Source organism: Burkholderia sp. MSMB1498, assembly GCF_001526245.1.
GTDB classification, from domain to species: Bacteria; Pseudomonadota; Gammaproteobacteria; order Burkholderiales; family Burkholderiaceae; genus Burkholderia; species Burkholderia savannae.
Genome location: NZ_LOYJ01000128.1, coordinates 76,520 through 98,551, shown reverse-complemented (window position 1 = coordinate 98,551; position 22,032 = coordinate 76,520). Strand labels below are relative to the sequence as shown.

Genomic DNA, 22,032 nt, shown 5'->3' with positions numbered 1-22,032 from the left:
GAACGTCGGGCGACAGCGCCGCGCTTATCGACGCGCAAGGAGGATGCCTGCCGCGAATGCGAGGCCGGCGACGATGCCGGCCGTCTGCCACGGATTGTCGTGGACAACCCGGGACACGCGTTGCGCGGACTGCCGCAGCCGGCGCGACGCGTGCCACGATGCGTCGTCGAGCGTGTCGCGCGCGGCTTCGAGCCGCCCGTGCAGGCGCTTGCGGAGCGCCTCGATGTCGACGTCTTCCTTGAGCAGCGCGTCGAGCTCGTCGACGAGCGAGCGCATGTTGTCCTTCACGTCGCCGTTCAGGTCGCGCGCCGCGGAACGCGCATCGTGCGCGAACCGGCGGCCGGCGCGTCGTGCTTCGGAGAGGCCGCGGTCGAGCTTGTATTCGACGGAGTCGGAAAGAGCCATGATGATCGTTCTCCTGAGGGTTTGAGGGAAAGGTGCGGACGTTGCCCCTATGTGATCCGCTATCCGGCCCCGAGTTTCGCGCGGCGGCGGCGGCGCGCCGGCGCGGTGGGGCCGAAGCCTTTGCGGGGCGGGGCTCGGCGGAAAATGCAACAGTTTGTGTGGCAATCGGGCGCAGCGCCGCTGCGCGTTCGAATCGATGGTGGAAGTTTTTGCGGATCGGTGTGCCGGATTTCGGTAAATGTGACTGGCGTCGCGTGCGGGAGAAGGGGGGGCTTTCTTCTTGTTCGCGCGTTTTGCGCATCGTTGCGATGCGCGTCGCCAGACGGGCGCTCGCGCCGAGATCGTGAGGATTCCGTCGTTTTTGGATACGCATGCGCGCATGTGCATCGATGATTCGATGTCGGCAGCATCGGTTGAGTCGTCGATGCGCTGAATCGGTGATTCACCGATTCAACGATTCACCGACGCGCTGATGCGCCTATGCGCCTATGCGCCTATGCGCCGATTCGACGGTGCCCGGAGGCGCCGATGCGGCTGTCGAACGTGTTCGAGATCCGCGTTCGGGCCGCGGCATGACGCGATGAAAAGCGGCATGCGCGCCCGCCACTTCTCGCCATCGAGAACACAACCGCCGACGGCCGGCACGTTGCCAGCCCGGTTTGCGGCGTCGCTCGCGTGAACGCCGATAGCGGCGCGTTGCGCATCGCACGCCATCCGCCGTCCGCCGTCCGCCGTCCGCCGCGCGCAGCGAACGGCGAGCGGCGAGCAGCGCGACATCGAAAGCGTTACCGCGAAGCGCGGCGGCTATGCGCCCCCGCCATTTCCGCGCCCCGGCGCGAGGCCGCCGCCGCGTATTCGTCGGCGAGCGCGACGTCGATCAGCACCGGATCGTGATCGGACGAGCGATACGCGTCGGGAGCGTAGTACGTGCGCTGCTGCTCCGCGCTCTTGTACGCGAGCGTGTATTGCAGTGCGACCGGCTCGTCCGCGTTGATGTGCCAGTCGTGCACGGCCTTCACGCGCGACGCGAGCGCGCCCGTCGCGAGCGCGTGATCGAGATAGCCGGCCTCGCCGTTGTACATATAGCTGTATGCGCCCGAGCCGATCTTGCTCGACACGAGATTCAGGTAGCCGCGCGACTCGAGCGCGCGAACCGGGTCTTCATACGTGTAGCTGTTCAGGTCGCCGATCAGCAGCACGCCTTCGCTGTGCGCGCCGGTCGGATTGCGGGCGAGCCAGTCGGCGACTTTCGCCGCCGCGCGCGTGCGCGTCGCGTTCCAGCAGCCCTGACCGTCGCCCTGGTCGAGGTCGTCGCCCGCCGCGTTCGGGCAGTTCTTCGATTTCAGGTGATTCACGGCGACCGTCACCGCGCGCGAGCCGCGGACCGGGCGGAACGTCTGCGCGAGCGGCTGGCGGTTCTTGTCGTCGATCGCGAGCGTCGCCGGCTCGCCGACCGGCTTGACCTTGCGGCTGTCGTAGATCAGCGCGACCGCGATCGCGTCCCCGCCGAGCCGCGCGACGCCCGGATTGACGACGCGCCAGCCGTCGCCGAGCTTCGCCGCGAGCTGGCGCACGGCGCTCAACTCGCCGTAGCCGTCGTTCTCGATTTCCATCAGGCCGATCACGTCGGCGTCGAGCGCCTTCAGCGCGCTGACGATCTTCGCGTCCTGCCGGACGAATTCTTCATAGCTCTTCGCTCCGCGGTTGTTCGGATCGTCGAAGCCCTTGCCCGTGCCGTCGCCGTTGAAGTAATTCAGTACGTTGAACGAAGCGACCCGCAGGTTCGCGCGCGGATCGCGCGCGGGCGCGGACGTGCGCGGGTTCGCATTCGCGGCGAACGCCGGCGTGCGCGAGCCCGGCACCGGCTGCAGGCGCCACGTGCCGTAGCGCATTTCGAGCACGCCTTCGACGTTCGCCGCCGTGTAGCCCGCGCGCAGCGTGTTCGCGGCGGAGAGCGCCGGCGCCGGGTAGGGAACGGTCGCGGGATTCTGCTTGTTCGAGCCGTCGTCGAGGATCAGCCGGTTGCGTGCGTTCGCGTCGGCCACCGTGTTCGCCTGCGCGGGCGGCACGACGCTCGTCGGCGTGCGCAGACGCCCGTTGCTGAGCAGCACGCTGCCGTAGCGGCCGAGCTCGTAGACCTCGGTGACGGTCAGCGTCTGCGGCAGCCGCACGAGCATGCCCTCATAGGCGGCGAACGTGCCCGGGCTGTCGACGGGCAGCGTGAGCGTAGCGGGCGTGACCGACTGGCCGCCCGCGCAGACCGCGATGCCGCCCGACAGCGTGAGCTGCGTCTGCCCGTATTTCTCTTCGACCTTGCCCGTCAGATGCACGAGGTCGCCCGCCTGTGCGCGCGCTTTCGGCGCGTAGACGAACAGCCCCTCGGAGACGCCGGGCTGATTGCGGCGCTGCGGATCGGCTTGCTGGACGAAGAAGCCGCCGAAGCCGTCGGTGCCGCCGAAGTCGGCCGTGACGACGGCTTCGATTGATACGTTCCGGCCGGCGAGCGGCGACGGCGCGCCGGCGCCTTGAATCTCGGCGATCGGCGTCGTGCTGCCGCCGCAGTTCGTGCTGACGGGCGCGGCCGTGGCCGCGAGGGCGGGCGCGGTCGCGATGGTGGACAGGAGCGACAGGGCGGTGAGCAAGGGCGTCGGAGTGCGCATGGGGACAGTCCGTTGTGTGGGAATCCTGAAAGCTTAATGGTGCATGTTGACAGTTTTGCGTAAAGAATAGATATGGATATGTAATCGGGCCAGGTTTTTTCGAGCAATGGCCCAGCGCATCGGCGGCGCGGGCGCGGCGGCGCGCGAGCGAACCGTTTCCATCGTCCGGGCCGCTGGAGCCGGGCCGGGCGAGCGAATGGCCGCACGGCTTCGCCGCGCGTGGGCAGCCATCGATTCCGATGGACCGCCGCTCGTTGGCCGCTCAAAATAGAAGCGCAGCCGTCCGTGATCGGCGGCGCGATGTGGCCGCATCGCGCGATTCCGGAGGGCCACGTCATAGGAGGTGACGCAAATGAGCTATATGTTGTTGATCGTCGAACCGCGGGGCCAACGCGCGGCACGCGCGCGAGCCGAAGGCGAGATCCTGTACGAGCGGATGCGCCACTACGCCAGCGAGTTGCAGTCGCGCGGCATACTGATCGGCGCCGAATCGCTCGTGTCCGACGACAAATCGACGCGCGTGCAGGTGCGCAACGGCGAAGTGCGGCTCGTGGACGGGCCGTTCGCCGAAGCGAAGGAAATGGTCGGCGGCTTCTTCCTGCTCGACGTCGCGACGGAAGGCGAGGCGCTCGCGATCGCCAAGGATTGTCCCGCAGCCGAGTGGTGCTCGGTCGAAGTGCGCGAGATCGGCCCGTGCTTCTCGTGACCGGATGCGAGCGCGCGCGCAACGCTCGCCGGAAGCCGTGCGCCGCATGAATCTGGGGTTTTCCCTGATTCGATATCCTTGATGTCGAGCGGGGATCGCGTCGTCCGTCGTAGGGGCAGGACGCCAGGTCAGGCGTCCTGTCATCTGCCGAAGGAGAGCGCGATGCGTTTCATGATCATGGTGAAGGCCAACGCGACGAGCGAGTCCGGCGCGATGCCCGACGAGTCGCTGATCGCCGCGATGGCGACGTATCACGAAGAACTGGCGAAGGCGGGCGTACTGCTCGACGCGTCCGGCCTGCAGCCTTCGTCCAAAGGCTGGCGCGTGCGCTATTCGGGCGGCAGGCGCACCGTCGTCGATGGTCCGTTCACCGAAACGAAGGAGCTGATCGCCGGCTACACGCTGATTCAGGTGCGCTCGCGCGACGAGGCGCTCGAATGGGCCCGCCGTTTTCCCGCGCCGTTCGGCGAGCGCGAGGACGGCGAGATCGAAGTGCGGCAACTGTTCGAGCTCGACGATTTCGAGCCGAGCGGCGCGGTCGAGCGATTCCGCGAGCTCGAGAGCAAGCTCGGCTGACGCCGGCGACAGGAGACGGCAATGGTCCAGATCGTGGTGATCGCCGGCGCGGTGGTGATTGCGCTCGCGCTGCTGTTGATGCTGTATGCGGCGTCGCGGCCGGGCACGTTTAGCGTCGAGCGCAGCGCGCGGATCGACGCGAACGCCGCGCGCATCTTTCCATACGTGGCGGACTTGCGCCGCTTCAACACGTGGAATCCGTACGAGCGCAAGGACCCGACGCTGCGCGGCGAATACGGCGCGGTGACCTCGGGCGTCGGCGCGAGCTATGCGTGGACGAGCGAGAAAGTGGGCATCGGCCGTTTCGAGATCACCGAACTCGACGAGCCTTCGCACGTGACGATGCGGCTCGATTTCGAGAAGCCGTTCGAGGCACACAACGTCGCGGAATTCACGCTGCGGCCGGAGGGCGACGCGACGGTCGTCACGTGGGCGATGCGCGGGCCGTCGCCGTTCCTGTCGAAGCTGATGCAAGTGTTCTTCAGCATCGACAAGATGGTCGGCGCGGATTTTTCCGCGGGGCTCGCGAACCTGAAGGCGCTCGCCGAAGGACGCGCATGACGGGGAACGCCGTTCATCGCGCGATAGACGCCGTCTGGCGGATCGAGGCCGCGAGAATCATCGCGCATGTCGCGCGGCTCGTGCGCGATGTCGGCGTGGCCGAAGAGCTCGCGCAGGATGCGCTCGTTGCCGCGCTCGAGCACTGGCCGCGCGGCGGCGTGCCGGATAATCCCGGCGCATGGCTGATGACGGCCGCGAAGCGCCGCGCGCTCGATCATCTGCGACAGAACGCGCTGCATGCGCGCAAGCACGAGCAGATCGGCCTCGATCTCGACGCGCTCGGCGCGCACGTTTCGCCGGACGTCGCCGACGTGCTCGAGGCGGCGCGCGACGACGACATCGGCGACGATCTGCTGCGGCTCGTGTTCACCGCGTGTCATCCGGTGCTGTCGACCGACGCGCGCGTCGCGCTCACGCTGCGCCTGCTGGGCGGGCTGACGACGGGCGAGATCGCGCGCGCGTTTCTCACGCCCGAGCCGACGATCGCGCAGCGGATCGTGCGCGCGAAGCGCACGCTGTCTGCCGCGAAGGTGCCGTTCGAAGTGCCGCGCGCGCCCGAGCGCGCGTCGCGCCTCGCTTCGGTGCTCGAAGTCATCTATCTGGTTTTCAACGAAGGCTATTCGGCGACGGCGGGCGACGACTGGATGCGTCCCGCGCTGACCGACGAGGCGCTGCGGCTCGGGCGCGTGCTCGCCGAGCTCGCGCCAAGCGAGAGCGAGGTGCACGGGCTCGTTGCGTTGATGGAGATCCAGGCGTCGCGGATGCATGCGCGCGTCGATGCGCGGGGGCGCCCCGTGTTGCTGCTCGATCAGGACCGCAGCCGCTGGGACCCGCTTCTGATCCGGCGCGGGCTCGCCGCGCTCGCGCGCTCGGAAGCGCTCGGCGGCGCGAGCGGCCCGTATGCGCTGCAGGCGGCGCTCGCCGCGTGCCACGCGCGTGCGCGCAGCGCCGCCGACACCGACTGGGAGCAGATCGTCGCGCTCTACGACGCGCTCGCGCAAGTCGCGCCGTCGCCCGTCGTCGAGCTGAATCGCGCGGTCGCGGTCGGCATGGCGTTCGGGCCGGCGGCGGGGCTCGAGATCGTCGACGGGCTCGCGGCCGATCCGGCGCTCGCGCGCTATCACTGGCTGCCGAGCGTGCGCGGCGATCTGCTCGCGAAGCTCGGGCGGCGCGACGAAGCGCGGGCGGAGTTTCGACGCGCGGCCGGCATGACGCTCAATGCGCGCGAGCGCGAGATGCTGCTCGCGCGGGCGATGGAGCGATGATGGTGCTTTCGATTTTCGATTTTCGATTTTCGATTTTCGATTTTCGATTTTCGATTTTCGATTTTCGATGCGTGATGCGCGGCGTGTCGTCGAGCGGGCGCGCGCTGCGGATGCGGGATGTCCGACGCTCGATGTGCGAGCACGCGGCTTGACGGGCTTTCGACGCGCGCGGCGCGCGGGCGTGTGCCACGACGTCGCGCGACGCACATGTCGATGTCGATCGGGGCGACGATGCACATGTGAGTCGTTGCGCTGCGTTGGTATGTGTCGGAACAGCGCCGCTTCATTCGGACATCCGGTGAACCGCTTCACGTAGTCTTCCGAAAGCCGAAAGCCGAAAGCCGAAAGCCGAAAGCCGAAAGCCGAAAGCCGAAAGCCGAAAGCCGAAAGCCGAAAGCCGCCAACCGCCAACCGCCAACCGCCAACCGTCAACCGCCAACCGTCAACGTCAACCGTCAACCGTCAACCGTCAACCGCCCGGCAAAGAATCGACAAGCGAAGCATTTTCAAGCCCTCCCCATCGTCGATTTCATTTCGAAGCTTTCCCGTTTTCCGATAATGCATCGCAGTCCGAACAGGAACTTGCGCCGCGTCGACGACTCCCACGGTCGCGCATCGCTTCATCGCGCAACCTACTCGCTCGGCGCGCCGCGCCGATTCTCAATCGCAAGTTACGACTCGAACGGAAAAGGGTATGGCTGAAGAACAACAAGCGAAAATCATCAACGAGGGCAGGCGCGGTTTTCTCGCGCGTTCGTCGGCATGGCCGGTGGGGATGCTCATGCTGCCGCTCGCCGGCTGCGGCGATGGCGACGGCGTCGTGTCGTCCGCGCACGCGCAGGATGCGTCGCAATCGTCGGGCTCGACGGGCGGCGCGGGCTACACGATCGATCGCTCGATCCAGTCGCCGAATCAGGATTCGCGCGTGCGCACGCTCGTGCTGCACTACACCGCGCAGACGCTCGCGGATTCGTTGGCATCGCTCACCAGTCCGCAGCGGCAGGTCAGCTCGCACTATCTCGTGCCCGACGCGGCCGACGACGGCCAGCGCTTCAAGGTATTCGAGCTCGTGCCGGAGGCGCGCCGCGCGTGGCATGCGGGCGTCAGCTACTGGCAGGGCGACCGGATGCTCAACGCGGGCTCGGTGGGCATCGAGATCGTCAATCTCGGCTTTCCGCCGGAAGACGAGAACCTGCCGCTGATGAACCGGCGCTGGTATTCGTATCCGGACGCGCAGGTCGCGGTGTTCGGCGCGCTCGCCGCCGACGTCGTCGCGCGGCACCAGGTGCTGCCGCACAAGGTGGTCGGGCATTCGGACGTCGCGCCCGGCCGCAAGACCGATCCGGGGCCGCTGTTCCCGTGGAAGAAGCTCTACGATCAATACAAGATCGGCGCGTGGCCGGAGGCCGAGGCGGTCGACTACTACCGGACCAACCGGCCTTTTTCGGGCGATGTCGCGAGCCTGCAGTCGAAGTTGCTCGCATACGGCTACGACACGCCGCAGACGGGCACGCTCGACGCACAGACGGTCAACGTCGTGTCGGCGTTCCAGATGCACTTCAGGCCGTCGCGCTATGACGGCGCGCCGGACGTCGAAACCGTCGCGATCCTCGACGCGCTGCTCGAGAAGTACTTCAACCGCAGCCGCGCGATCAGCAAGCAGGTGCTGCCGGGCGCGACCGCGCCGGCGGGAGAGAAGGGCAGCGACGTATGGCCGCTTGCGCCGGCGTCGCCGCGCTGACGTCGCAGACGCGCGCGTACCGTGCCGAGACGCGGCGCGGTACGCCACGGTGCGGTGCGGCGCCGCGCCGTGCGGTGAGACCGCCGTCCGCCGAGCCGCGGCCTTCGAAGGTCATCGCCACGACTATCGACGGCATTGAAAAAGCCTATTGGGGGATGCGCACGGAAGCGCCTAGATTGAAATGCACGGTGCCCCAGCGGCGGCAGCCGAGTTGCGCATCGTTCCCCACAATCGTTCATCCGGTCCGGCGCCGCGCGCCGGCATCGGACACGGAGGCGCAGATGGCACAGCTCAAGGGCAGCAAGACCGAAGAGAACCTGAAGTACGCATTCGCGGGCGAGTCGCAAGCGAATCGCCGCTACCTGTATTTCGCATCGAAGGCGGACGTCGAGGGACAGAACGACATCGCCGCATTGTTCCGCTCGACCGCCGAAGGCGAGACCGGCCACGCGCACGGCCACCTCGAATATCTGGAAGCGGTCGGCGATCCGGCGACCGGCTTGCCGTTCGGCACGTCCCGCCAGAATCTGCAATCGGCGATCGCGGGCGAGACGCACGAGTACACCGACATGTACCCGGGCATGGCGAAGACCGCGCGCGAAGAAGGCTTCGAGGAAATCGCGAACTGGTTCGAGACGCTCGCGAAAGCGGAGCGCAGCCACGCGAATCGGTATACGAAAGCGCTCGACGGGCTCGTCGACTGAGCGCGCCGCTCGCCGGCCCGCGAGCGTTCGCCCGCCGCATCGCCGGCCGGACGCGGCCGCGCGCGAGCGCGTCGCCGCGGGGCGGGCGCCACGCGCGCGTCCGCGCGCAACATGATGGAGCTGCCCCATGTCCCATCGAGAAGGCAGTCTGGAGGCTCCCACCCGGCATCCGCTCGATTGGCGATCGGATGCGTTCTACGATCAAGCCGCGATCGACGCCGAGCTCACCCGCGTATTCGAGATCTGCGCCGGCTGCCGGCGCTGCGTGTCGCTGTGCGGCGCATTTCCGACGCTATTCGATCTCGTCGACGAGACCGACACGGGCGAAGCGCATGCGGTCGATCCGAAATCGTTCGGCAAGGTCGTCGACCAGTGCTATCTGTGCGACCTCTGCTACATGACGAAATGCCCGTACGTGCCGCCGCATCCATGGAACGTCGACTTCCCGCATCTGATGCTGCGCGCGAGGGCCGCGCGCTACAAGCGCAACGACGTGAAGCTGCGCGACAAGCTGCTGTCGAACACCGACATGCTCGGCTATTTCGCCGGCATCCCGATCGTCACGCAGGCCGTCAATGCCGCGAATCGCACGCAGCCCTTGCGCGGCGCGCTCGAGGCGACGCTCGGCGTCGACCGGCACGCATGGCTGCCGCCGTTCGCGCCGCGCAAGTTCCGCCGCGCCGCGCAGCGCTCGCCCGGCCCGACGCCGCGTGACGGCGAGCGCACGCCGGGGCGCGTCGCGATCTACGCGACTTGCTACGTGAACTACAACGAACCGGGCATCGGCCACGATCTGCTCGCGGTGCTCGCGCACAACGGCATTCCGTACGAACTCGTCTCGAGCGAAGCATGCTGCGGGATGCCGCTGCTCGAACAGGGCAATCTCGAAGGCGTCGCACGGAAGAAGGACGCGAACATTCCGGTGCTCGCCCGCTACGCGCGCGAAGGCTATGCGCTGATCGGCGCGATTCCGAGCTGCGTGTTGATGTTCAAGAGCGAGCTGCCGTCGATGTTCCCCGACGATCCCGACGTGCGTGCGGTCGCCGACGCGTTCTGGGACCCGTTCGAATACGTGATCGCGCGCCATCGCGACGGACTGCTGAAGACCGATTTCAAGCACGAGCTCGGCACCGTGTCGTATCACGTGCCGTGCCATGCGCGCGTGCAGAACATCGGGCGCAAGACGGCCGACGCGCTGTCGCTCGTGCCGGGCACGAAGGTAAACGTCGTCGAGCGCTGCTCGGGCCACGCGGGCACGTTCGGCGTGAAGAGGGAATTCCATGCGCAGGCACTGAGGATCGGCGCGCCGGTGTTCAAGTCGATCGCGGAGCAGGCGCCCGACTACATGTCGTCCGATTGCGCGCTCGCCGGACACCATATCGAAGAGGGCATCGGCGCGAAAGGCGTCGAGCCGCCGCCCTTCGCGCATCCGCTCACGCTGCTGCGCAAGGCATACGGCATCTGAGCGCGGCCCACCGAACGAGGACCACGACATGACGCTCACCCGCGACTCGCTGCTGACGCTCGAAGCGTACGCGAAGGTGCGCCGCCAGGAACGAGCTCGCGTGATCGAGCACAAGAAGCGCCGCGCGGTGCCGGTCGGCAATCATCTGCGCCTGCTGTTCGAGGACGAGACGACGATCCGCTATCAGATCCACGAGATGCTGCACGTCGAAAAAATCTTCGACGAGGACGGCATCTCGGCCGAGCTCGACGCGTATCTTCCGCTCGTGCCGGACGGCAGCAATCTCAAAGCGACGATGCAGATCGAATACGAAAACGAAACGCAGCGGCGCGCGGCGCTCACGCGCCTCATCGGCATCGAGGATCGCGTTTTTCTCGTCGTCGGCGATGAGACGCCTGTCTATGCGATCGCGGACGAGGATCTCGAACGCGAAACGGCGCAGAAGACGTCCGCCGTGCACTTCCTGCGCTTCGAGTTGAGCGGTGCGATGAAGGCGAGGCTCAAGGCGGGCGCGCCGCTGTCGATTGGCTGCGACCATCCCAACTACCCGGTGCAAACGATGCGGATCGATCCGGACGTCGCCGCGTCGCTCGCCGGCGATCTGGATTGAGCGAGCGCGCGGCACGCGGCCGAACGAGCTGGCATCGATCGCATTTAATCAATTATGAGATTGCGTGTAATGAAAAGTATAACGATTGGAAAAGGATTTAATTACCGAACAATAAACAATTTGTCACGTATTTTCCCTTAATTTACCGATGTTGCAACGACGTCGGAAAATGCTTCCACTCATGCTGGGAGCTTGCGCCGGAACCGCTTGAAATATACTTTTCATATTCCCTTCAGCCTTGCTGGACGGGGCTTTGTGGCCACTCGAGATAAGAAATTCATAAAAATATGAAGGAAAAGCTGACCCTGCTTGACCACTTTCTTGTTTCAGTGCGTAACATGACGCCGGTGTCATATTGAGATAAACCCTGATGATGGTATGCTTCATGCACAAAAAATATCGCATACGAGTGAGACAGTGGTTCGTGCCTCATCGTCGGGAGTCGCGGCACCTTGTTTGTGCCTAGCGCGCCGGCGTGCACAACCGAATAGCGGTCCATGTGCAACCTGGCCGCGGTCACGAGAGCGACACGCTCGTGGCCGTGCCGCCAATCGCAGCCCGGCCTGGCTGCGTGGAGAGATCTATGTTCTTCGATGAGCTAAACGATGAAGAGTGGGCCCGTCTGTCGACGTTGATCGCCGATGAACCCATCCGACTGAACCGACGAGGTCGTCCGCGCGCGGAGAATCGGGTCGTTGCGAACGCGGTGCTGTGGATACTCACCACGGGCGAACCGTGGTCGAAGCTGCCCGGTCGCTATCCGTCCGGTCCGACGTGCCGGCGCCGTTTCGAAGAATGGCTCGCGAGCGGCACGCTCGGCGAGATGGTGAGAGTGCTGTCGGAAGAAAGCGGCCGCGCGTTCGCGTACGTGCCGCCGCCGCCCGAGTCCGTCACGCCCGTGCGGCGCGCGGAGCCCGCAGCCGATTGCGATCGGCTGCGCGGCGTGTTCTGGCAAAACCCGGAGTCGTGGCAACTGCCCGTCGCGCAAGCGAACGCCTGCCGCTCGGGCGCGGGCGTGAACGTCCGGCGCTTCGCGAGCGACGACGAGGAAGACGAGCCGAGCGACGTCGAGAAATCGCATCGCGACGGCTTCGCCGTGCCCGGCGCGGCCGTGCGCGACCATGGACATGGCCGCGCGCATCCCGCCTCGTTCAGCTTCGCGACACACGCGCCGCAAACCGAGACCTATCGCGGCTACACCGTGTACGGCATCGCGCAGCCCGTGCAGAACCTGATGTATCGGGCATGGGCGGAGATCGTGCAGGACGATCGGCGCGTCGAGCGCTCGGGACTCATCGGCCCGCGCTTCACCGACGCCGAATCGGCGGAGCAGTACGCGCTCGATTGGGCGCGTCAATGGATCGATCGCCAATCCGGGAGCGCGCAGAGCAAGCGTGAAGCGTCTGCGCCCGCGGACGGGGCGGCGGGCAAGTCGGTGCCGACGATCGCCGGGCTGTCCGCGCTCGCGATGGCCGAAACCAACATCAAGCATTTCGCGGCCGAGCGCCGTCGCGCGCTGGCAGAGGGACGCGGCGATGCGCCGCAAGTGCAGGTCGACCGGCACGAATACGCATATCGCGTCGGTTGAATGCCGTAGCGCCCGTTGCCGCGCGGCCCGCTTGGTCGCGGACCGCGCGGCCGCTGCGGGGCGGCCGTCCCGTTACCGTCAGTGTCTTCCATAGTTGTCTTCGAAGCGGACGATGTCGTCCTCCCCGAGATACGAGCCCGATTGCACTTCGATCAGTTCGAGCGGCATCTTGCCGGGATTTTCGAGCCGATGCGATACGCCTAGCGGAATGTAGGTCGACTCGTTCTCCGACAGCAGGAATGTTTCGTCGCCGCGCGTGATTCGTGCGGTGCCGCGCACGACGATCCAGTGCTCGGCGCGGTGGTGATGCATCTGGAGCGACAGGCGCGCGCCCGGCTTGACGACGATCCGCTTCACCTGGAAGCGCTCGCCGCTGTCGACCGAATCGTAATGCCCCCACGGGCGATGCACCTTGCGGTGATCGGACGTTTCCGCGCCGGATTCCGCCTTCAGGCGTCCGACGATTTTTTTCACGTCCTGCACGTGCGCGCGATCGGCGACGAGGATCGCATCCGGCGTTTCGACGACGACGAGATCCTGCGTGCCGACGCAGGCGATCAGGCGTCCTTCCGAATGCGCGAACGTCGACGACGCCTGCTCGAAGCACACGCGGCCGCGCGCGACGTTGCCGTCGGCGTCCTTGTCGCTGATCTGCCAGAGCGCGTCCCACGAGCCGACGTCTGACCAGCCGGCGTCGAGTGGCACGACCACGCTCTCGCAAACGGCGGGCAGGTTCGACAACGGTTCCATCACCGCGTAGTCGATCGAGTTCGACGGCGATGCGGCGAAGCTGTCCCGGTCGACGCGAAAGAACGGACCGTCGTCTCTGCCGAGCGCGACCGCACGCGCGCAGGCTTCGTGGATCGCCGGCTGGAAGTGGCGGATCGCCTTCAGCCACACCGACGCGCGGACGATGAAGATGCCGCTGTTCCACCAGTACTCGCCCGATGCGACGTATTGCTGAGCGAGCTCGAGATGCGGCTTTTCGACGAAGCGCTCGAGCTTCCTGACCGCGACGCCGAGCCCGGCGTCGCCCGCACTCGCGGCGCCGACGCGGATGTAGCCGTAGCCCGTCTCGGCGCGCGTCGGCACGATGCCGAGCGTCGCGATCATCCCTTGCTCGGCATGGCGCACGCCGGCCGCGACCGCTTGCTGGAAGCGCGCGACGTCGGCCACCGCGTGGTCGGCCGGCATCACGGCGAGCACGGCGTCGCCGCCGCCCGCGGCCGCATGCAGCGCGGCGATCGTCAGCGCTGGCGCGGTGTCGCGGCCGAGCGGCTCGAGCACGAGCGTCGCGTCCTTGCCCGCGAGCCGCAATTGCTCGGCGGTCGTGAAGCGGTGCTCTTCGCCGCACACGACGATCATTCGTTCGGATACCGGATGATCGGCCGACAGGCCGTCGAGACGGCGCGCGGTCGATTGCAGCAGCGATTCGTTGCCGAGCAGGTTGATCAGTTGCTTCGGATGACGCTCGCGCGACATCGGCCAGAGCCGCGTGCCCGACCCCCCGGCCAGAACGACGGGTTGCACGGAAAGGCGCGCGCCGACGGCGGCGGTGGCGGGGCCGGCGGCGGCGGCGGGCGTGGCGTTCATGATGGCGCTCCTCGAATACAAGACAGTCCCGAGGTTGTAGCACGACGTAAATCGACAATAAAAGAATCGCACGGATGCACCCGATTGGCGGCTTGTTATCGTGCGGTGCAAACAAGTTGCATCGAATGCGCGATAAGTAATGAATAAAAAATTAAAAAAATATTGGGTGCGGGTCCTTGGTGCCCTTGCTGGACAAGGGTTTCATCTCGATCTTCAGATCTTATGGTTCTCTATCGAAGTGATTGATTCGGAAAAACATGCTGCCTGAAAAGCATCGCGCGACCGAAAAAATTTCCGATTATTTTTAGAAATACTTGTGCGCTTGCGGGAGGAATTTTCTTCCCGGTTCAATAACGCCATGCAATGTTTAAATCGGATGCACGTCGACGAGATGTGTGCGGCCGGTTTCCGTCTCACGAGGAAGAGTCATGTTGAGCGTGCTGGCTAGGATGATCGATATCGCGATGGCCGTGGCGGGCGCGTTGTTCGCCGCGATGATCCATCGTGGCGGCTTCGTGTGGCTCGACGACCTTCAGCGCACGGTCGTCGTGTTCGACTGCATGCTTGTCGTCGTGTTCTTTCCGGCGTTCGGCATCTATCAGTCGTGGCGCGGCAAGCCGTTGTTCGGGCTCATGTGGCGCGTGTCGGTCGCGTGGCTCGTCGTCGAGGGCGCGGGCATCCTGATGAGCTTCAGCGTTCATCACGCGGGCGAGCTGTCGCGCCTGTGGCTCGGCTACTGGGCGATGGCGACGATCACGCTGCTGGTCGCCTCGAAGGCCGGCGTCTACGCGGTGCTGCGGCAACTGCGGCGCGGCGGCTTCAATCACAAGTCGGTCGCGATCGTCGGCAGCGCGGATGCAGCCGCGACGAAGCGCCTCGTCGCCCACATGCGGGCACGTCCGGATGCGGGCTTCAATCCGGTATGCATCTACGACGAGCACGACGACGCGGCGCTCGCCGAGATCGAAGGCGTCGCGATCGAGCGCCGCTTCGGCGATCTCGTGCGCCTCGTGCGCGGCCGCGAGATCCGCGAGCTGTGGCTCGTGCTGCCGCTGTCCGAGGAGCCGCAGATTCACCGGATCGTGACCGAGTTCCGAAACGATTTCGTCAACATTCGCTTCGTGCCGGACGTGCGCAGCCTGTCGTTCTTCAATCAGGAAGTCATCGAACTGCTCGGCGTGCCCGCGATCAATCTCGCCGCGTCGCCGATCACCGACGTGCGCATCCTGCCGAAGTTCGTGTTCGACCGGCTGTTCGCGCTCGCCGCGCTCATGATGCTGTCGCCCGCGATGCTCGCGATCGCTGCGCTCGTGAAGCTGACGTCGCCCGGCCCCGTGTTCTTCCGGCAAAAGCGCAAGGGCATCGACGGCAACGAGTTCGAGATCTACAAGTTCCGCTCGATGAAGGTGCATCACGAGGCGGCGGGGAGGATCACGCAGGCGAAGAAGAACGACGCGCGCGTGACGCCCGTCGGCCGCTTCCTGCGCCGCACGAGCCTCGACGAGCTGCCGCAGTTCATCAACGTGCTGAAGGGCGAGATGTCGGTGGTCGGCCCGCGTCCGCATGCGCTCGAGCACGACGACATCTACAAGGATCTCGTCAAGGGCTACATGTTCCGTTACCGGATCAAGCCGGGCATCACCGGCTGGGCGCAGATCAACGGCTTTCGCGGCGAGACCGATCGCGTCGAGAAGATGATGGGCCGCGTGAAGCTCGATCTGTACTACATGCAGAACTGGTCGTTCTGGCTCGACATCAAGATCGTCGCGCTGACGCTGTGGAAAGGCTTCACGGGCAGCAACGCGTACTGAGCGCGGCAACGCGTTTTTCGACTCACTGGGTAAGAGGTTCGACAGATGAATCTGACTATCATCGGCAGCGGTTACGTGGGGCTCGTCACGGGCGCCTGTCTCGCCGACATCGGCCACGACGTGTTTTGTCTCGACGTCGACCGGAAGAAAATCGACATCCTGAACGGCGGCGGCGTGCCGATTCACGAGCCGGGCCTCAAGGAGATCATCGCACGCAACCGTTCGGCGGGCCGCCTGCAATTCTCGACCGACGTCGAGGCGGCCGCCGCGCACGGCGACGTGCAGTTCATCGCGGTCGGCACGCCGCCCGACGAGGACGGCTCCGCGGATCTCCAGTACGTGCTCGCGGCCGCGCGCAACATCGGCCGGCACATGAAGGGCTTCAAGGTGATCGTCGACAAGTCGACGGTGCCCGTCGGCACGGCCGAGCGCGTGCGCGCGGTGGTCGCCGAGGAACTGGAAGCGCGCGGCGACGATTCGATGTTCTCGGTCGTGTCGAATCCGGAGTTCCTGAAGGAAGGCGCGGCGGTCGAGGACTTCACGCGGCCGGACCGGATCGTGATCGGCTGCGACGACGACGTGCCCGGCGAACGCGCGCGCGAGCTGATGAAGAAGCTCTATGCGCCGTTCAATCGCAATCACGAGCGCACGCTCTACATGGACGTGCGCTCGGCCGAGTTCACGAAATACGCGGCGAACGCGATGCTCGCTACGCGCATTTCGTTCATGAACGAGCTGGCGAATCTCGCGGACCGATTCGGTGCCGACATCGAGGCTGTGCGCCGCGGGATCGGCTCCGATCCCCGCATCGGCTATCACTTTCTGTACGCGGGCTGCGGCTTCGGCGGCTCGTGCTTTCCGAAGGACGTCGAAGCATTGATTCGCACTGCGTCCGAGCACGGGCAGGCGCTGCGTGTGCTGCAGGCGGTGTCGGCCGTCAACGACGAGCAGAAGCATGTGCTCGCGCGGAAGGTCGTTTCGCGTTTCGGAGAGGACCTCACGGGCCGCCGCTTCGGCGTGTGGGGGCTCGCGTTCAAGCCGAACACCGACGACATGCGCGAGGCGCCGAGCCGCGCGCTGATCGCGGAGCTGCTGTCGCGCGGCGCGCACGTCACGGCGTACGACCCGGTCGCGCAGGCCGAAGCGCAACGCGTGCTCGCGCTCGACTTGCACGATCGACCGGATGCGCTCGCGCGGCTCGCGTTCGCCGACGACGAAGCACAAGTCGCGCAGGACGCGGACGCGCTCGTGATCGTCACCGAATGGAAGGCGTTCAAGAGCCCGGATTTCGAGGCGCTCGGCAAGCGCTGGAAGACGCCCGTGATTTTCGACGGACGCAATCTGTACGAGCCGATCGCGATGCGCGAGCTCGGCATCGAGTATTACCCGATCGGGCGGCCGGGCGCCGCGCCGCACGCGGCGAAGAGCGACGGGCGCCGCGCGCGCGCGGCGCGCGCCGGCGCGTGAGCAACGACGCGAGTTCGACCATGTTCCGCAATATTCTGATCGTATGCCGCGCGAACGTGTGCCGGAGCCCGGCCGCGGAGCTGCTGTTCAAGTCGATGGCGCCGCGCGCGTCGCTCTCGTTCCATTCGGCGGGCATCGACGCGAACGACGGCGACGGCATCGATCCGACGATGTCGCGCCTGCTCGCGGCGCGCGGTGTCGACGCGGCGCCGCATCGTTCGCGGCGACTGAGCCGCGTGCTCGTGCGCGCCGCGGATCTCGTCCTCGTCACCGAGCGCGGGCAGATTTCCGAAGTCGAGGCGATCGATCCGATCGCGCGCGGCAAGGTGCATCTGCTCGGCAAATGGGAGGGCGCGGAGATCGCCGATCCCCACGGCGGTCCCGAAGCCGATTATCGGGATAGCTACACATTGATCGAACGTCTGGTTCAAGGATGGCTGCAAAAGATATGCTGAATCGTTCGCTTAGACCTCTGGCGCTTGCCGTAGCCGCCGCCGTGCTGTTGCAGGCGTGCGCGATGGCGCCCGGCAACTACCTCGACACGTCGCGTCTCGACGACAAGGATGCGCAGCCGACCGAGCACTACAACGTGCAGCTCATCACCGCGCAGATGATCGTGTCGCAGGCCGACGCGCAGCATAAGGAGCGGCCGCTGCCGCCGTCGCGCTTCGTCGATCCGATGCAGTACGTGTACCGGGTCGCGCCGCAGGACATTCTCGGCGTCACCGTCTGGGATCACCCGGAGCTGACGACGCCGCAAGGCCAATCGTTCTCGAGCGGCGGCAACACGACGCAGACGGTCGCGGGCGCGCTGCAGCAGCCGTATGCGAATGCGCTGCCCGGCCAGGCCGATCCGTACGGGCAGACGGTGATGTCCGACGGCACGATCTACTTTCCGTTCGTCGGCCGCCTGCACGCGGCGGGCAAGACGGTGGGCCAGGTGCGTGACGAGCTCGCCGCGCGGCTCGCGCGCTACGTGAAGAATCCGCAGGTCGACGTGCGCGTGCTGTCGTACCGCAGCCAGAAGGTGCAGGTGACGGGCGAAGTGAAGACGCCCGGCCCGCTCGCGATCACCGACGTGCCGCTCACGCTCGTCGACGCGATCACGCGCTCGGGCGGCTCGACGAACGAGGCGGACCTGCAGCGCGTGCGCCTCACGCGCGAGGGCAAGTTCTATCAGCTCGACGCAAACGGGATGCTCGATCGCGGCGACGTCACGCAGAACGTGATGCTGCAGCCGGGTGACATCGTCAACGTGCCGGACCGCAGCGACAGCCGCGTGTTCGTGATGGGCGAAGTGAAAACGCCCGCGACAGTGCAGATGCTCAAGGGACGCCTGACCATTGCCGACGCGCTGACGGCGGGCGGCGGCATCCTCGACACCGACGCGAATCCGCGCCAGGTGTACGTGCTGCGCGATTTGCAGGACAAGCCGAACACGCCCGACATCTTCCGTCTCGACATGACGCAGCCCGACGCGCTGATGCTGTCGAGCCGCTTCCAGCTGAAGCCGCTCGACGTCGTGTACGTCGGCACGTCGGGATCGGTGCGCTTCAACCGCCTGCTGCAGCAGATTTTCCCGACGATCCAGTCGATTTACTACATGAAGCAGATCACGCGCTGATCGGTCCCGGGCCGTCGCGCGCGGCCCGCCTCAACCTCAAGCGGGAATGCATGGTGAATACGCAAGCGAAACATCCTTATGCCGACCTCGCGGTGAAGACCGACGAGGAAGACGTCGTCCTGGGACAGATGATCCAGGTGATTCTCGACGATATCTGGCTGCTTCTCGGCATCGCGTTTGTCGTGATCGCGCTCGCCGGGCTCTACTGCTACGTCGCGAAGCCGGTTTATTCGGCCGATGCGCAGGTGCGCGTCGAGGTGGGCGACAACACGTCTCAGGCCCTCACGCAAACGCAGACAGGCGCGATGATCAACAGCGGGCCGCCCACGCCGCCGACCGATGCGGAGATCGAGATCATCAAGAGTCGCGGCGTCGTCGCGCCCGTCGTCGAGCAGTTCAAGCTGAACGCGTCGGTCACGCCGGACACGTTCCCGATTCTCGGCGCGATCGCCGCGCGGCTCGCGGCACCAGACCATCCGGCGAAGCCGTGGCTCGGGTTGTCGTCGTACGCGTGGGGCGGCGAGGACGCGAACGTCGATTCGATCGACGTGTCGCCCGCGCTCGAGGGCAAGAAGCTGACGCTGACGGCCGGCGCGGACGGCGGCTACACGCTGGCCGATCCGGACGGCAATCTGCTCGTGCGCGGCAAGGTCGGCGAGAGCGAGCAGGGCGGCGGCGTGACCATCAACGTATCGAAGCTCGTCGCGCGTCCCGGCACCCGCTTCACGGTGGTCCGGCAGAACGATCTCGATGCGATCACCGCGTTCCAGTCGGCGATTCAGGTGGCCGAGCAGGGCAAGCAGACGGGCGTGATCCAGATCTCGCTCGAAGGCAAGGACCCCGAACAAACCGCGCAGATCGCGAACGCGCTCGCGCAGTCGTACCTGCATCAGCACGTGACGAGCAAGCAGGCGGAAGCGACGAAGATGCTCGAGTTCCTGAAGAACGAAGAGCCGCGTCTGAAATCGGACCTCGAGCGTGCGGAGGCGGAGCTCACCCAATATCAGCGCACGTCCGGCTCGATCAACGCGAGCGACGAAGCGAAGGTCTACCTTGAAGGCAGCGTCCAGTACGAGCAGCAGATCGCCGCGCAGCGGCTGCAACTCGCGGCGCTCGCGCAGCGCTACACGGACGAGCATCCGCTCGTCGTCGCGGCAAAGCAGCAGCTCGCGCAGCTCGAAGGGGAGCGTGCGAAGTACGACGGCAAGTTCCGCGGGCTGCCGGCGACCGAGGTGAAGGCGGTTGCATTGCAGCGCAACGCGAAGGTTGCGGAAGACATCTACGTGCTGCTGCTCAACCGCGTGCAGGAGCTGTCGGTGCAGAAGGCCGGCACGGGCGGCAACATCCGGCTCGTCGACGCGGCGCTGCGCCCGGGCGTGCCGGTCAAGCCGAAGAAGGTGCTGATCCTGTCGGCGGCGGCGCTGCTCGGCCTGATTCTCGGCACGAGCGTCGTGTTCCTGCGCCGCAACCTGTTCCATGGCATCGAGGACCCGGATCGCGTCGAGCGCGCGTTCAATCTTCCGCTGTACGGCCTCGTGCCGATGAGCGCCGAGCAGGCGCGCTTCGACGCCGCCGACAAGGGCAGCCGCGTGCGGCCGATTCTCGCGTGCGCGCGCCCGAAGGACATGAGCGTCGAAAGCCTGCGCAGCCTGCGCACCGCGATGCAGTTCGCGCTGATGGACGCGAAGAACCGCGTGATCGTGCTGACGGGCCCGACGCCCGGCATCGGCAAGAGCTTCCTCGCCGTGAATCTCGCCGCGCTCGTCGCGCATTCGGGCAAGCGCGTGCTGCTGATCGATGCGGACATGCGGCGCGGCACGCTCGACCGCTACTTCGGCATGGGCGAGAAGAACGGCTTGTCGGAGTTGCTGAGCGATCAGGTCGCGCTCGAAGAGTCGATTCGCGAAACGTCGGTGCCGGGGCTGTCGTTCATCCCGTCCGGCTCGCGTCCGCCGAACCCGTCGGAGCTGCTGATGTCGCCGCGTCTGTCGCAATACCTCGACGGCCTCGCGAAGCGCTACGACATGGTGATCGTCGATTCGCCGCCGATTCTCGCCGTCACCGACGCGACGATCTTCGGCGAGCTCGCCGGATCGACGTTCCTCGTGCTGCGCTCCGGCATGCACACCGAGGGCGAGATCGGCGACGCGATCAAGCGGCTGCGTACCGCGGGCGTGCAGCTGCAAGGCGGGATCTTCAACGGCGTGCCGGCGCGCACGCGCGGCTACGGCCGAGGCTATGCCGCCGTGCACGAATACCTGAGCGCGTGACGCGGGCCATTCTCCGATCGACGAGGTGACGATGAAAATTTCCGTACTCGTGCCGACCTACCGGCGTCCGGCGGATCTCGCGCGCTGCCTGATCGCGTTGCAGCGGCAGCGCGTCGCGCCCGACGAGGTGATCGTCGTCGCGCGCGCCGACGACGACGCGACCCACGAGCGGCTCGCCGATCCGGGCGTGCGCGGCGCGCTTGCGCTGCGCGTGGTCGCGGTCGACGTGCCGGGGCAGGTGGCGGCGCTCAATCGTGGGCTCGACGCGGCGCGCGGCGACGTGATCGCGATCACCGACGACGACGCCGCGCCGCGCGCCGACTGGCTCGAACGGATCGGCGCGATATTCGCCGCCGATCCGCGCGTCGGCGCGGTAGGCGGCCGCGACTGGGTGTACGAAAAAGGCTGCCTGCTCGACGGCGAACGTCCGCTCGTCGGCCGGCTCACCGTGTCGGGCAAGATCATCGGCAATCATCATCTCGGCGTAGGCGGCGCGCGCGAAGTCGATACGCTGAAAGGCGCGAACATGAGCTATCGCCGCGCGGCGATCGAGGGCCTGCGTTTCGACACGCGCCTTCGCGGCGCGGGCGCGCAGACGCACAACGACACGTCGTTCAGCATGTGCGTGAAGCGCGCGGGGTGGAAGCTCGTCTACGACCCGGCTGTCGCGGTCGATCACTATCCGGCCGAGCGCTTCGATGACGACCGCCGCGACGCCGCATCGATGGCCGCGCTGTCGAACGCTGCATACAACCTGCATCTGACCTTGCGCGAGCATTTGCCGCCCGCGCGGCGCATGATCGCGTGGTGGTGGTGGACGTTCGTCGGCACCCGCGTGTATCCGGGGCTCGCGCACGTCGCGCTGACCGTCGCGGCGAAGAACGGCGCGAGCATGCGCGCGCGATGGCGTGCCGTGCGGCGAGGTGCGCACGACGCGCGGCGCGTGACGCCCGCGCCGCACGCCGGCGTCGCGCGATGAGCGACAC

General features: G+C 66.5%; 20 protein-coding genes. 16 read left to right on the top strand and 4 right to left on the bottom strand.

Translation table 11 applies throughout. The features are described from left to right. Positions 1-24: 24 nt before the first annotated feature. Complete coding sequence (locus WS91_RS30615; protein ID WP_038747989.1) at positions 25-405, bottom strand: DUF883 family protein; 381 nt, start codon at positions 403-405, stop codon at positions 25-27. A 785-nt stretch (positions 406-1,190) separates the two neighbouring features. After that, positions 1,191-3,065, bottom strand: coding sequence for an ExeM/NucH family extracellular endonuclease (locus WS91_RS30605; protein ID WP_059671622.1), 1,875 nt, complete (start codon positions 3,063-3,065; stop codon positions 1,191-1,193). 352 nt (positions 3,066-3,417) lie between these two features. Between WS91_RS30605 and WS91_RS30600 the strand changes: the two genes are divergently transcribed. The 8 genes from WS91_RS30600 (at position 3,418) to WS91_RS30565 (ending at position 10,693) form a co-directional block, all read left to right on the top strand. Next, positions 3,418-3,771 carry a YciI family protein gene (locus WS91_RS30600; RefSeq protein ID WP_038748132.1) on the top strand — a complete coding sequence of 118 codons (354 nt, stop codon included), beginning with the start codon at positions 3,418-3,420 and terminating at the stop codon, positions 3,769-3,771. 162 nt (positions 3,772-3,933) lie between these two features. Further along, on the top strand, positions 3,934-4,347 hold the full coding sequence (locus WS91_RS30595; RefSeq protein ID WP_038747998.1) for a YciI family protein: 414 nt from the start codon (positions 3,934-3,936) through the stop codon (positions 4,345-4,347). Between the two features lie 21 nt (positions 4,348-4,368). Next, positions 4,369-4,908: an SRPBCC family protein gene (locus WS91_RS30590; RefSeq protein WP_038748001.1), complete on the top strand. Its 540-nt coding sequence runs from the start codon at positions 4,369-4,371 to the stop codon at positions 4,906-4,908. Continuing rightward, entirely contained in the window at positions 4,905-6,173 is a 1,269-nt protein-coding gene (locus WS91_RS30585; RefSeq protein ID WP_038748004.1) for an RNA polymerase sigma factor, read from the top strand. Before WS91_RS30590 ends, WS91_RS30585 begins: the two co-directional genes overlap by 4 nt. Positions 6,174-6,867: 694 nt before the next feature. Next, positions 6,868-7,914 carry an N-acetylmuramoyl-L-alanine amidase gene (locus WS91_RS30580; RefSeq protein WP_038748006.1) on the top strand — a complete coding sequence of 349 codons (1,047 nt, stop codon included), beginning with the start codon at positions 6,868-6,870 and terminating at the stop codon, positions 7,912-7,914. Positions 7,915-8,195: 281 nt separating this feature from the next. Further along, positions 8,196-8,618, top strand: coding sequence for a rubrerythrin family protein (locus WS91_RS30575; RefSeq protein ID WP_038748009.1), 423 nt, complete (start codon positions 8,196-8,198; stop codon positions 8,616-8,618). A 127-nt stretch (positions 8,619-8,745) separates the two neighbouring features. Further along, positions 8,746-10,083 (top strand): heterodisulfide reductase-related iron-sulfur binding cluster, encoded by a 1,338-nt coding sequence (locus WS91_RS30570; protein ID WP_038748014.1) that lies wholly within the window; start codon positions 8,746-8,748, stop codon positions 10,081-10,083. A gap of 28 nt (positions 10,084-10,111) precedes the next feature. Beyond that, a complete protein-coding gene (locus WS91_RS30565) occupies positions 10,112-10,693 on the top strand; it encodes a DUF3501 family protein (RefSeq protein ID WP_038748016.1) in 582 nt (193 codons plus the stop codon). 123 nt (positions 10,694-10,816) lie between these two features. Here the strand turns inward: WS91_RS30565 and WS91_RS36550 are convergent, their stop codons facing one another. Next, positions 10,817-11,080, bottom strand: coding sequence for a hypothetical protein (locus WS91_RS36550; RefSeq protein WP_156432569.1), 264 nt, complete (start codon positions 11,078-11,080; stop codon positions 10,817-10,819). 196 nt (positions 11,081-11,276) lie between these two features. On the opposite strand from WS91_RS36550, the gene WS91_RS30560 reads away from it, so the two are divergent. Next, on the top strand, positions 11,277-12,281 hold the full coding sequence (locus WS91_RS30560) for a transposase (protein WP_059581180.1): 1,005 nt from the start codon (positions 11,277-11,279) through the stop codon (positions 12,279-12,281). 78 nt (positions 12,282-12,359) lie between these two features. Here the strand turns inward: WS91_RS30560 and WS91_RS30555 are convergent, their stop codons facing one another. Further along, positions 12,360-13,874 (bottom strand): mannose-1-phosphate guanylyltransferase/mannose-6-phosphate isomerase, encoded by a 1,515-nt coding sequence (locus tag WS91_RS30555; RefSeq protein ID WP_059671621.1) that lies wholly within the window; start codon positions 13,872-13,874, stop codon positions 12,360-12,362. A gap of 139 nt (positions 13,875-14,013) precedes the next feature. On the opposite strand from WS91_RS30555, the gene WS91_RS37835 reads away from it, so the two are divergent. The 7 genes from WS91_RS37835 to WS91_RS30525 all read left to right on the top strand — a co-directional run bounded on the left by WS91_RS37835 (position 14,014) and on the right by WS91_RS30525 (position 22,025). Next, positions 14,014-14,142: a hypothetical protein gene (locus WS91_RS37835; protein ID WP_257790889.1), complete on the top strand. Its 129-nt coding sequence runs from the start codon at positions 14,014-14,016 to the stop codon at positions 14,140-14,142. A gap of 160 nt (positions 14,143-14,302) precedes the next feature. After that, entirely contained in the window at positions 14,303-15,685 is a 1,383-nt protein-coding gene (locus tag WS91_RS30550; protein WP_059581189.1) for an undecaprenyl-phosphate glucose phosphotransferase, read from the top strand. Positions 15,686-15,730: 45 nt separating this feature from the next. After that, on the top strand, positions 15,731-17,152 hold the full coding sequence (locus WS91_RS30545; RefSeq protein WP_059671620.1) for a UDP-glucose dehydrogenase family protein: 1,422 nt from the start codon (positions 15,731-15,733) through the stop codon (positions 17,150-17,152). Positions 17,153-17,172: 20 nt separating this feature from the next. After that, complete coding sequence (locus tag WS91_RS30540) at positions 17,173-17,607, top strand: low molecular weight protein-tyrosine-phosphatase (RefSeq protein WP_059671619.1); 435 nt, start codon at positions 17,173-17,175, stop codon at positions 17,605-17,607. Beyond that, positions 17,601-18,776 (top strand): polysaccharide biosynthesis/export family protein, encoded by a 1,176-nt coding sequence (locus tag WS91_RS30535; RefSeq protein WP_059581197.1) that lies wholly within the window; start codon positions 17,601-17,603, stop codon positions 18,774-18,776. Before WS91_RS30540 ends, WS91_RS30535 begins: the two co-directional genes overlap by 7 nt. 50 nt (positions 18,777-18,826) lie before the next feature. Continuing rightward, a complete protein-coding gene (locus WS91_RS30530) occupies positions 18,827-21,046 on the top strand; it encodes a polysaccharide biosynthesis tyrosine autokinase (RefSeq protein WP_059644599.1) in 2,220 nt (739 codons plus the stop codon). A gap of 31 nt (positions 21,047-21,077) precedes the next feature. Beyond that, entirely contained in the window at positions 21,078-22,025 is a 948-nt protein-coding gene (locus WS91_RS30525; RefSeq protein WP_059671618.1) for a glycosyltransferase family 2 protein, read from the top strand. Positions 22,026-22,032 lie beyond the last annotated feature (7 nt).